Origin of the sequence: Mycolicibacterium smegmatis (assembly GCF_001457595.1) — a bacterium.
Taxonomy (GTDB): Bacteria; Actinomycetota; Actinomycetes; order Mycobacteriales; family Mycobacteriaceae; genus Mycobacterium; species Mycobacterium smegmatis.
This window is the reverse complement of sequence record NZ_LN831039.1, coordinates 339,515-351,337: the sequence shown is the minus strand read 5'-3', so window position 1 is coordinate 351,337 and position 11,823 is coordinate 339,515. Positions and strand designations below refer to the sequence as shown.

General features: G+C 67.3%; 11 protein-coding genes. 8 read left to right on the top strand and 3 right to left on the bottom strand.

Annotated features, from left to right (window positions below; genetic code table 11):
- Positions 1-19: 19 nt before the first annotated feature.
- Complete coding sequence (locus AT701_RS01575) at positions 20-847, bottom strand: arylamine N-acetyltransferase family protein (protein ID WP_058124998.1); 828 nt, start codon at positions 845-847, stop codon at positions 20-22.
- Positions 848-934: 87 nt separating this feature from the next.
- Between AT701_RS01575 and AT701_RS01570 the strand changes: the two genes are divergently transcribed.
- The 3 genes from AT701_RS01570 to AT701_RS01560 are packed head-to-tail and all read left to right on the top strand — an operon-like array spanning position 935 to position 4,585.
- Entirely contained in the window at positions 935-1,744 is an 810-nt protein-coding gene (locus AT701_RS01570; protein WP_058124997.1) for a 1-acyl-sn-glycerol-3-phosphate acyltransferase, read from the top strand.
- Positions 1,745-1,749: 5 nt separating this feature from the next.
- Entirely contained in the window at positions 1,750-3,381 is a 1,632-nt protein-coding gene (gene fadD12, locus AT701_RS01565) for an acyl-CoA ligase FadD12 (RefSeq protein WP_058124996.1), read from the top strand.
- Positions 3,374-4,585 (top strand): alpha/beta hydrolase, encoded by a 1,212-nt coding sequence (locus AT701_RS01560; RefSeq protein ID WP_058124995.1) that lies wholly within the window; start codon positions 3,374-3,376, stop codon positions 4,583-4,585. Before fadD12 ends, AT701_RS01560 begins: the two co-directional genes overlap by 8 nt.
- On the opposite strand, the gene AT701_RS01555 is transcribed toward AT701_RS01560, so the two are convergent.
- Entirely contained in the window at positions 4,582-5,589 is a 1,008-nt protein-coding gene (locus tag AT701_RS01555) for a zinc-dependent alcohol dehydrogenase family protein (RefSeq protein ID WP_223495258.1), read from the bottom strand. The genes AT701_RS01560 and AT701_RS01555 overlap by 4 nt on opposite strands.
- Before the next feature lie 65 nt (positions 5,590-5,654).
- Between AT701_RS01555 and AT701_RS01550 the strand changes: the two genes are divergently transcribed.
- A complete protein-coding gene (locus tag AT701_RS01550; protein ID WP_223495255.1) occupies positions 5,655-7,043 on the top strand; it encodes an FAD-binding oxidoreductase in 1,389 nt (462 codons plus the stop codon).
- A 3-nt stretch (positions 7,044-7,046) separates the two neighbouring features.
- On the opposite strand, the gene AT701_RS01545 is transcribed toward AT701_RS01550, so the two are convergent.
- The gene (locus AT701_RS01545) at positions 7,047-8,189 is read right to left on the bottom strand and encodes an amidohydrolase family protein (RefSeq protein ID WP_058124993.1); all 1,143 of its coding nucleotides are present in this window, start codon (positions 8,187-8,189) and stop codon (positions 7,047-7,049) included.
- A gap of 250 nt (positions 8,190-8,439) precedes the next feature.
- Between AT701_RS01545 and AT701_RS01540 the strand changes: the two genes are divergently transcribed.
- From AT701_RS01540 to AT701_RS01525, 4 genes are read left to right on the top strand one after another with little or no spacing between them, the layout of a single operon-like run.
- Positions 8,440-9,705, top strand: a complete 1,266-nt coding sequence (locus tag AT701_RS01540; protein WP_058124992.1) for an aromatic ring-hydroxylating oxygenase subunit alpha — start codon at positions 8,440-8,442, stop codon at positions 9,703-9,705.
- A gap of 15 nt (positions 9,706-9,720) precedes the next feature.
- Positions 9,721-10,050: a hypothetical protein gene (locus AT701_RS01535; protein ID WP_003891650.1), complete on the top strand. Its 330-nt coding sequence runs from the start codon at positions 9,721-9,723 to the stop codon at positions 10,048-10,050.
- Positions 10,047-11,306, top strand: a complete 1,260-nt coding sequence (locus tag AT701_RS01530; protein WP_058124991.1) for a metal-dependent hydrolase family protein — start codon at positions 10,047-10,049, stop codon at positions 11,304-11,306. The genes AT701_RS01535 and AT701_RS01530 overlap by 4 nt, the downstream gene beginning before the upstream one ends.
- Positions 11,307-11,336: 30 nt before the next feature.
- Positions 11,337-11,792, top strand: coding sequence for a MarR family winged helix-turn-helix transcriptional regulator (locus AT701_RS01525; RefSeq protein WP_011726821.1), 456 nt, complete (start codon positions 11,337-11,339; stop codon positions 11,790-11,792).
- Positions 11,793-11,823 lie beyond the last annotated feature (31 nt).

Genomic DNA, 11,823 nt, shown 5'->3' with positions numbered 1-11,823 from the left:
CTTGCTGTGATCCCCCGGCTCAGGTGTCGAGCACCTCGGCGACACGTGCACGGACGTCACGGCCGGCCAGATCGCCGAGGTCGATGCCGAACCGGTCGACGATGGCGTCGAGCACCTGTGCCGCGCTGTCGAACCGGATGCGCTCGGTCGCACCGGCCCGGTGGACCGCCAGGTTGCGTCCCCGCAGGTTGTACCGCGCGTCGTCGGTGACCACCGCGACCGTGAGCCCGGTGACGAAGTGTGACCTCGGATGTGTTGAGACGTACCAGCTTCCGACCTCGAGGTCGATGCGCGGCCGCGGCTCGGTGGTGAACGTGTACAGCGGTTGCCACTCACCGCGGATCTGGGCCGCCAGCGTGTGGTGGTCACCGTGCCGGGTGAGCCGGTAGGGCTCGTGGCGGGTCTGCTGCACCGGGCCGGCCTCAAGCCGGATCGGCGAGGTCAGCGTCTGTCCGCCGAAGCCCACGTCGACCAGGTACCGGCCATCGGCGCCCGGCACCGCGACCGACAGCACGTTGTGGGTCTGGGCGGGCAGTGGTGCGTCGTCGGCCCGCATCCACACCACCCGCCCGGACAGGCGCTCGACGTCGAAGCCCAGTTCCTCCAGTACGTAGCCGAGCAGGCCGTTGTGTTCGTAGCAGTACCCGCCGCGGCGGCGGTCCACGAGCTTGGCGGACAGGGCCTCGGCACTCAGGTCGGCCACCGGGATGCCGAGCAGCGGATCGAGGTTCTCGAACGGGATCGAGCGGTTGTGGGCCGCGACGATCGCGTGCAATGTGCCGAGATCGGGACGCGGCCGCCCGTCGAGGCCGATCCGCGCGAGATATCCGCCGAGGTCCATCGCCATGCCTGCCATCGTCCAACCTCGACAGCAGTTCAGGTCAAGTAGGATGGAGAACTAGAACACGTTCCAATTCACGTCAGGGGGACCCCCGTGGCCGCTACCGATACCGACCAAGGTGAGATCACCAAGTGGGATCCCGGCCTCACCGAGAAGGTCATGGGCTGGCTGCGCCCGCTGATCAAGGGGTATCACCGGGCCGAGGTGCACGGCCTCGACACGTTCCCCAACGGCGGGGCCCTGGTGGTCTCGAACCACTCCGGCGGGCTGTTCCCCATGGATGTGCCGGTGTTCGCGACAGGCTTCTACGAGAAGTTCGGCTACGACCGCCCCGTGTACACGCTGAGCCACGACATGCTCATGACCGGCCCGACCGCGGACTTCTTCAAGAAGACGGGCTTCATCCGGGCCAACCACGAGAACGCCGACGAGGCGCTGCGCTCCGGCGGCGTCGTCGTCGTGTTCCCGGGTGGCGACTACGACGTGTACCGCCCCACGCTGGCGGCCAACAAGATCGATTTCGGCGGACGCACCGGGTATGTGCGGGCCGCACTCAACGCCGGCGTCCCGATCGTCCCCATGGTCGGTGTGGGTGGCCAGGAGACCCAGCTGTTCCTGTCGCGCGGCACCGCGGTGGCCAAGGCCCTGGGCCCGATCGCGCGGCTGGCGCGTACCAAGATCGTGCCGGTGTCGTTCGGATTCCCGTTCGGGCTGTCGGCCGTGCTGCCGCTCAACGTGCCGTTGCCGTCGAAGATCGTGATGAAGACACTGCCGCCCATCGACATCACCGCAGAGTTCGGTGAGGACCCCGACATCGACGAGGTCGACGCGCACGTACGCCACGTCATGCAGCAGGCCCTCGACGAACTCGCCGAGCAGCGGCGCTTCCCGGTGATCGGCTGATCGGCATGGGACTTCTCGACCGGGTCACCGACCCGTTGCTCAACACCGTCGGAATGGTCACCACCATGCGCCGCGCCGGGCTGATCGCGCCGCTGCGCCCCGACAAGTACCTGCGCATCGTCGCCGCGATGGCGCGCGAGAACATGAGCGTCACATCGGGTTTCGCGAGCGCCGCGCAGCGCTGTCCCGACCGCCCGGGCCTGGTCGACGAACTCGGCACGCTCACCTGGCGCGAGATCGACCAGCAGGCCGACGCGCTCGCGGCAGGTCTGCAGGCGCTTTCCGGCGGCGCGCCGAGGGTGCTGGGCATCATGGCCCGCAACCATCGCGGGTTCGTGTTGTCGCTGATCGCGGCCAACCGTATCGGTGCCGACGTCCTACTGCTCAACACCTCGTTCGCCGGACCGGCGCTGGCCGAGGTGGTGAGCCGCGAGAAGGTCGATGCCGTCATCTACGACGAGGAGTTCACCGACACCGTCGACCGCGCGCTCGCGGGGGCTCCCGAAGCGCCCACCCGCATCGTGGCGTGGACCGACACCGCAGCACACGACGTCACGGTCGCCGCGCTCACCGAGAAGTTCGCAGGCAGGCAACCGCAACGGGCCGGCCAGAAGAGCAAGGTGATCCTGCTGACGTCGGGAACCACCGGAACTCCCAAGGGCGCCAAGCATTCCGGCGGCGGACCCGAGATCCTCAAGGCCATCCTGGACCGCACACCGTGGCGTGCCGAGGAACCGGTGGTGATCGTCGCGCCGATGTTCCACGCCTGGGGCTTCTCGCAACTGGCGTTCGCGGCATCGATGGCGTGCACCATCATCACGCGCCGCAAGTTCGACCCGGAAGCCACGCTCGAACTCGTCGACCGCCACCGCGCCACGGGGCTGTGTGTGGTGCCGGTGATGTTCGACCGCATCATGGAACTGCCCGAGGACGTGCTCAACCGCTACGACGGACGTTCGCTGCGGTTCGCGGCAGCATCTGGATCGCGGATGCGCCCCGACGTCGTCATCGCGTTCATGGACCGCTTCGGCGACGTCATCTACAACAACTACAACGCCACCGAGGCCGGCATGATCGCCACCGCCACACCGGCCGATCTGCGCGCCGCACCCGACACCGCGGGTAAACCCGCCGAGGGCACCGAGATCCGGATCCTCGACGCCGACCTGCGCGACGTCCCGACGGGTGAGGTGGGCACGATCTACGTGCGCAACTCGACGCAGTTCGACGGCTACACCTCGGGCACCACCAAGGATTTCCACGAGGGCTTCATGCGTTCCGGCGACGTGGGGCGCCTCGACGACGCGGGCCGGTTGTTCGTCGTCGGCCGCGACGACGAGATGATCGTCTCCGGTGGCGAGAACGTCTACCCCATCGAAGTCGAGAAGGTGCTCACCACGCACCCGGCGGTCGCCGAGGCCGCCGTGATCGGCGTGGACGACGAGCAGTTCGGTCAGCGACTCGCGGCGTTCGTGGTGCTGTCCGGCGACGCGACCGTCGACGACCTGAAATCGCATGTCCGCGACAACCTCGCGAATTACAAAGTGCCGCGCGACATCACGATCCTCGACGAGCTTCCCCGCAACAGCACCGGAAAGATCGCGCGCCGGGAGCTGCAGGAGAAGGTGAATGGCTAAACCGCTGCTCACCGCGTCGGCGGAGGTGCTCAACGCCGTCAACGCCGTGAAACCGTTCGGCCGCAAAGGCTATTCGACGGTGGTGGCGTTCGCGTTCGGCTGGCCCACCTCCGAGAACGGACCGCTGATAACGACCGTTTCGGCGCTCGACGCGCTCCGCCGCGCGGTGCGCGGTGACTACCGTACGACGCCGGGGCGGATCTCGTTGCTTCTCAAGGCCGTCGCGTGGGCCCTGTTGTACATCGTGCACCGCCGCAACCGCACGTCGCGCCGGTTCTTCGAGGAACCGCTGCGCTCGGCGCTGGGCGCCGACTACGCGGTGGCCCGCCGTGCCCGCCGCCCCGGCGGCGTCATCCGCACATCGTGGACCCGGCACCGCTACGCGACCACGACCGTGCGGTACGGCCCGCACCGCGCCAACCTGGCTGACATCTGGATGCGGCCCGACCTGCCCCGCGACGGGAAGGCGCCGGTGCTGCTGCAGGTGCCCGGTGGCGCGTGGATGATCGGGATGCGCAGGCCTCAGTCGTACCCGCTCATGAGCCATCTCGCCGAGCAGGGCTGGATCTGTGTGTCGATCGGCTACCGGATCAGCCCGAAGCACAGCTGGCCCGATCACATCGTCGACGTCAAGCAGGCGCTGGCATGGGTGAAGGCCAACATCGCCGACTTCGGTGGCGATCCCGAATCCGTCTGCATCACCGGCGGTTCGGCGGGTGGGCACCTCACGGCGCTGGCCGCGCTGACCCCGAACGACCCCAAGTGGCAGCCGGGTTTCGAGGACGCCGACACCTCCGTGGTGGCCGCGGTCCCGGTGTACGGCCGCTACGACTGGTACAGCACCACCGGCCCCGGCCGTACCGAGTTCATGGAGATCCTGGAGCGGCTCATCGTCAAGCGCCCGCTCGACGGCAATGCCGAGTTGTACCGCGACGCGTCACCGATCATGCTCGTGCGCCCCGATGCGCCGCCGTTCTTCGTGCTGCACGGCACCAACGACTCGTTGATCCCGGTGGTCGAGGGACGCGACTTCGTCGCCGCGCTGCGGGAGGTGTCGAACTCCCCCGTGGTCTACGCCGAGATTCCGCACGCCCAGCACGCTTTCGACTTCTTCGGCTCGCCGCACGGGCATTTCACTGCCGATGCGGTCGAGAAGTTCCTCAACTGGGTGCTCGCCGAACGCGGTGTGGCACAGAACCGCTAAGTTTCCAGGACGAGCTTGCCGAACGGGCCGCGGTCGAGATGGTCGAGTGCGCCCTGCAGATCCTCGAAGCGGTACCGCGTGTCGATCACGGGCTTGAGTCCCGCCGCGTCGACCGCACGCACCAAGTCTTCGAGCGCGCGCCGGTGCCCGGTCCCGATGCCGTTGACCGTGATGCCCTTGAGCATCAACGGCATCACCGGGGTCGAGATCTCGAAGCCTTCCAGCGCACCGATCTGGTGGATCTGCCCGCCGATGGCGCTCACCTGTACGGCCTGCGCCAGGTGGCTGCCGCCGACGATCTCGAGCACGTGGTCCACACCTCGGTCAGCCGTGAGCGTCAGGACCGCGTCGGCCCAGTCCTCGCGCCGCCTGTCGATGACGTGGTCGGCGCCCAGTTCCCGCGCGCGGGCGAGGTTGCCCGCACTGGCCGAGACGATCACCTCGGCGCCGTGGATCTTGGCGATGGCGAGCGCGAAAAGCGCTACGCCTCCGGTGCCTTCGACCAGAACCGTCTCTCCTGCGCGCACACGGCCGCGCTCGACCAGCGCGAACCACGCCGTGAGGCCCGAACAGGGCAGTGTGGCCGCCTCGGCATCACCGAGCGTGGCGGGCGCGCGCACGAACCAGTCCTCGGGGAAGGCCACGTATTCGGCGAGCACGCCGGGATGGTGTCCGCCCAGGGTCCGGTAGGGCAAGGTGCGGGCGTCCCCCGGTCGCACACCGTCGAGCCACTCGGGGACGAAGTTCGAGATCACCCGGTCGCCGACGGCGAACCGCTGTGCGCCGTCGCCGAGCGCCGCCACGGTTCCGGCGAGATCGGAGCCCGGTGTGAACGGATAGGCGAGCTGCAGCCCTCGGCCGTTCTCGGTCACCATCTTGTCGCGATGGTTGAGGGCCACGGCCGAGACCCGCACCAGGATCTCGCCGTGTGCCGGCTGGGGGATCGCGACCTCCCGCAGCTGGAGCAGATCGCGCCCGATACCGTCCATTTCCCAACGTCTCATCCCTCGGTCCAACCCAGGGAAGTCGGAAAAATTCCGTTCGCCCATCACGCGCCTACACTGGCCGCGTGGACGCAACCCTGGCGGATGTGGACCCCGCCCTGACCGAACTGGCTGCTGAGCTGCCTGCCCACGCGCTGCTCACCGATGCCGACCAGATCGAGGGATATCGCCGTGACGCCGCCGCCGATCCACTCGCGGGCCGTCCGCGGGCCGTGGTCCGGGCGACCTGCACCGCCGATGTGCAGAGCGTCCTGCGGTGGGCCACCCGTCACCGCGTCGCGGTGGTACCCAGGGGCGCCGGGTCGGGGCTCTCCGGCGGTGCGAGCGCGGTCGACGGATGCGTCGTCCTGAGCACCGAGCGCATGCGCGAGATCCGGATCGACCCGGCGACCCGCGTGGCCGTCGTGCAACCCGGCGCGCTGAATGCCGAGGTCAAGCGGGCCGCGGCAGAGCACGGTTTGTGGTATCCGCCGGATCCGGCCTCGGTCGACATCTCCTCGATCGGCGGCAACGCCGCCACCAACGCGGGCGGCCTGTGCTGCGTGAAGTACGGCGTCACCACCGACTACGTCCTGGGCCTGCAGGTGGTGCTCGCCGACGGCACGGCCGTGACACTCGGCGGTCCGCGACTCAAAGACGTTGCGGGCCTGTCCCTGACCAAACTGTTCGTCGGTTCGGAGGGCATTCTCGGGGTGATCACCGAGGTCACCCTGCGGCTGATTCCGGCCCAGGCGTCGCCGTCCACCGTGGTCGCGATGTTCGACACGGTGCAGGATGCGGCCAACGCGGTCGTGGCCATCACGGCATCGGTGCGGCCGGCCATGCTCGAGCTGATGGACCACGCGTCCATCAACGCCGTCGAGGACTACGGCCGCATGGGTCTGGACCGGTCGGCGCAGGCGCTGCTGCTGGTCCAGTCCGACGCGCCGGGTGATGCCGCGTCCGAGGTGGCACACATCGTCGAGGCGTGCGAAAAATCAGGTGCCAGCGAGGTTTTCGCGACCGATGACCCAGCAGAAGGCGCCGGTTTCACGGCCGCGAGACGCCTGGTCGCGCCGGCACTCATGCAACTGGGTACGGTGCTGCTCGAAGACGTCACGGTGCCCATCCCGACGCTGCCCGCGCTGCTGGCAGGCATCAACCGGATCTCCGCCGAGTGCGACGTGCTGATCTGCGTCGTCGCGCATGCGGGCGACGGAAACACCCACCCCGTCGTGGTTTTCGATCCCGACGATGCCGAATCGCAGGCCAGGGCCGAACGCGCCTTCAGCGAGGTCATGGACCTCGCGATCGCGATGGGCGGCACCATCACCGGTGAGCACGGCGTCGGCAGGCTCAAGAGAGATTGGCTGCCAAAGCAACTCGGCGACGACGTGATGTGGGTGACGCGCCGCGTCAAGGACGCCCTGGACCCGCTCGGCATCCTCAACCCGGGCGCTGTCCTGCGCCCATGAGACTCAGAAGACGCGGACCTGTCCTTCGAGCACCGGCACGGTGTCCGGCAGCTTGTAGGTCTCGATGCCGTTGCGGAACATCACGGCCTCACGCGCATGTTCGGGCAGGTGCTTGACCAGCCAGCGTGGATCGTCGAACGTCCAGTGCGGGTAGTCCGAGGAGAACAGCAGGATCTCCTCGCACTCCATCCACTCGAAGGCCCGCGACAGTTCGGTCTTGTCCTCGGGGTAATCCAGCGGTTGCGTCGTGAACTTGATGTGGTCCTTGACGTACTCGCTGGGTTTGCGCTTGATGTCCATCCACGACTTGCGGCGCTCGTAGATCGCGTCCATTCGCCACATGAGCGGCAGGATCCAGGTGAACGCGTGCTCGACGAACACGATGCGCAGCGTCGGGAACCGGTCGAACACACCGTCGAAGATCAGGCTCATCACCTGGTTGGCCGCCAGCAACGAGTACGTGACCATGAAATCGTGGTTGTAGCTGGGCAATCCGACCGGTGGGGTGGGCAGTTCGTCGTATTCACCGCGTGACAGGTGGCAGCTCACCACGATGTCGTGTTTGGTGGCCGCGGCCCACAGCTGGTCGTACTTCGGGTCGCCCCAGGACGGGCGCGGTTCGGCCTTGATGAGGCACTGCGCGAAATACGGGTGCCCGGCCCACCGTTCGATCTCCTGCGCCGCGAGTTCCGGTGCCTCGACGGCCAGGCAGATGGAACCGCGCCAGCGCTCGTGCCAGTTGTTGTGGCTGTCGAGCCAGTGGTTGGCCTGCCAGTCGTTGAGTGCGCAGTTCATCGCATGGTTGGCCTCGGGGATGTGCGCCGAGTACGCCGCGGGTTCCAGGATCGCGATGTCGGCGCCGGCTTCCATGATGAGCTGGCGGAACGCGAGATCGGGATCGCTGCCCGCGAATTCGCCGTCGGAGGGGAACGTGTCGACGCGCATCGCGTAGGCGTGTGCGTAATCGGGGGCGTCGTAGTAGATCAGCTCGCCGACGTCGTGCGTGCCGAAGTACACGCTGCGCCACGGCTCGGGGATGTACTCCCCCAGCACACCGCGGCGCGGCACCGGATGAACGTCGGAGTCGACGCAGCGCACGGCGATGCGCTCGGCGGCCGGGGTTCGCTGCGAGGTGTGGATCGTCATGTCAACCTTTCGATCACCGTGAGCCGCGACGGCGATGGACCTGCGGCCGCGGCCACACGCGAGCGCACAGCCGGCCTCGACGCCGAGATACTCCCGAGATGCTGGTCCACTGCATTCTCCCGCCTTCGCGGTTCCAGAGTATCAACTACTTGTTATTGACGAAACCGCGGTCTACCGTCAACTTCGAATCTCGCACCGGCGTGCCCCAGCCACACGCCGGCATCATCGAACGCATCGCGGAGGAGCGGGTATGGCGCGGTTTCCCAAACCGGCTGAAGGCAGTTGGACGCAGCACTATCCCGAACTGGGCACCGGCCCGGTGTCCTACGAGGACTCGATCAGCCCGGAGATCTACGAACTGGAACGGCAGGCGATCTTCAAACGGGCATGGCTGAACGTCGGTCGCGTCGAACTGCTTCCACGCAAGGGCAGCTACTTCACCAAGGAGATGAAGGCCGCCAACACCTCGATCATCGTGGTGCGCAACAAGTCCGGGACGATCAACGCCTTCCACAACGTCTGCCGCCACCGCGGCAACAAGCTGGTGTGGGACGACCTGCCACAGCAGGAGACCAGCGGCGTGTGCCGCCAGTTCACGTGCAAGTACCACGCCTGGCGGTACGACCTGGACGGCGACCTGACGTTCGTGCAGCAGGAAGAGGAGTTCTTCGACCTCGACAAGAGCCGCTACGGCCTGGTGCCGGTGCACTGCCAGGTGTGGGAGGGCTTCATCTTCGTGAACTTCGCGAAGGAACCCGAACAGTCGCTGCGCGATTTCCTCGGTCCGATGATCACCAACCTGGAGGGTTATCCGTTCGACAAACTGACCTCGCGGTTCACCTACCGCTCCGAGGTCAAGGCGAACTGGAAGCTCTACATGGACGCGTTCCAGGAGTTCTACCACGCACCTGTGCTGCACGCGAACCAGTCGCCCACCGCCTACAGCAGGGCCGCGGCCGAGGCCGGTTTCGAGGCACCGCACTACCGCATCGAGGGACCGCACCGGTTGGTGAGCACCTCGGGGGTGCGTGCGTGGGAGATGCCAGACGAGATGCGCAAACCCATCGAGGACATCTGCCAGAGCGGGCTTTTCGGCCCGTGGGACAAGCCCGACCTCGGCGAGATGCCCGTGGGTCTCAACCCCGCCAAGTGTGATCCGTGGGGTCTGGACAGCTTCCAGCTGTTCCCCAACTTCGTGATGCTGTTCTGGGGGCAGGGCTGGTACCTGACGTACCACTACTGGCCGACGTCGTACAACACCCACACCTTCGAGTGCACGTTGTATTTCCCACAGGCACGCACGCCGCGTGAGCGGCTCGCGCAGGAACTCGCGGCGGCGTCGTTCAAGGAGTACGGCCTGCAGGACGCCAACACCCTCGAAGCCACCCAGAGCATGATCGAGACGCGCGTGGTCGAGGAGTTCCTGCTGTGCGACCAGGAGATCCTGCTGCGGCACCTGCACTACGAGACCGCAGCCTGGATCGAGGACTACCAGCGCAAGACCGCAGGAGTGTGATCCGTGCCCGACAAGGTGCCGAACAAGCTGCCGGCCGAATTCGCCGATCTGGAACCGTTTTCCGACTGGTGTCTGGCCAGTGAGCCGCTGCGTTACGCAAAACGGTTGGCGAGCACCATGACCGAGATCCAGGCCTTCTACGACGCGATCACCCCACGCGCCGAGGAGGCGATCAGCTACTGCGACAAGTTCCCGCTCGATGACCTGCCCGAGGACGTGCTGAACCTGCTGCACCTGCTGTATTCGATGGTGACGGTGTCGTTCCCGGTGGAGTGCTGGAAGCAGCCACGCGTGCCCGATTCGGGGGCGACCTGGCTGGATTGCGTCGCCGAGCCCGTTCCGTGACGCAGACCGTACTGCGCGCGGCGCGCTGGGTCGACGTCGCCGCAGGCGTGGTCCGCGCACCGGCCGTCGTGGTCATCGAGGGCAACCGGATCACCGAGGTGAATCCCGCTGCGCCGCTGCCGGATACCGCGACCGTCATCGATCTCGGCGACGTCACCCTGCTGCCGGGCCTGATGGACATGGAACTGAACCTGCTCATCGGCGGCCCGGAAGGGCTGCCGTCGCCGATGCACGGTGTGCAGGACGATCCGGCGTACCGGACGCTGCGGGGCGCGGTCAACGCGCGCACCACGGTGCAGGCCGGTTTCACCACGGTCCGCAACCTGGGTCTGATGGTCAAGACCGGCGGCTATCTGCTCGACGTGGCGTTGCAGCGCGCAATAGATCAGGGCTGGCATCAGGGGCCACGCATCCACCCCGCCGGGCATGCCGTCACGCCGTACGGCGGTCACCTCGATCCCACGGTGTTCCAGCGAATGGCGCCGGGCATCATGCCGCTCTCGGTGGCCGAGGGCATCGCCAACGGAGTACCCGACGTCATCGCGTGTGTGCGCTACCAGATCCGCCACGGCGCCAAGCTGATCAAGGTTTCGGCCTCGGGTGGTGTGATGTCGCACAGCACCGCTCCCGGCGCCCAGCAGTACGGCGACGCCGAACTCGCCGCGATCGCCGACGAGGCGCACCGTGCCGGCGTGAAGGTCGCCGCGCACGCGGTCGGTGACACCGCGATCCAGGCCTGTATCCGCGCGGGCATCGACTGCATCGAGCACGGGTTCCTCGCGACCGACGAGACCATACAGATGATGGTGGACCACGGCACGTTCCTGGTGTCGACGACGTACTTGACCGATGCCATGGCGATCGACCGCATCGCCCCCGAACTGCGCAAGAAGGCACTCGACGTCTTCCCGCGGGCGAAGGCCATGCTGCCCAAGGCCATTGCGGCCGGTGTGCGGATCGCGTGCGGTACCGACGCGCCTGCGATACCGCACGGGCAGAACGCGAAAGAACTGTGCGCGCTGGTCGAGCGCGGCATGACCCCGATGCAGGCGCTGCAGGCCGCGACCGTGGTCGCCGCGGAGTTGGTGGATGCCTCCGACGAGCTGGGCCGGCTGGCACCCGGATACCTCGCCGACGTCGTCGCCGTGCCCGGCGACCCGAGCACCGACATCTCCGCGATACTCGACGTCTCGTTCGTGATGAAGGACGGCGCGGTTGTCAAACACCGCGAGCCGTCGGACGCCGCGGTGCGCTAGCGTCGAGTTGACGCACGGCAGGAGACGGGCATGGAACTCACCGACAACACCTTGTGGTGGCTCAAACAAGCGTTCTACTTCTCGCTCACCGCGGTCAACGACGCCGTCAAGGACCACGGTGTCAGCACCGCCCAGATCGGTGTCCTGCGCCAGCTGAGCAACGAGCCCGGGTTGTCCGGCGCCGAACTGGCGCGGCGCCTGCTGATCACGCCGCAGGGCGTGCAACTGGCCCTGACCGCACTGGAGAAGCGCGGGCTGGTGGAGCGCAAGCAGGATCCGCAGCACGCGCGCATCCTGCAGGTGTTCCTCACCGAAGAGGGGCGCGCGGTCGCCTCTTCGGTGGTTTCCGACGCCATCGCCGCGCACGACCGTGTGTTCGGGGTGCTCTCACGTGACGAGCAGGAGCAGCTGCGCGACCTGCTGAGGCGTGTGATCGAGCAGGGCACGGGCCACACCGTGCAGGCCGATCACGTCGACCCGATGTAGTTTCCCGGTTTTTCGGTGTGCGGCCAAGCCT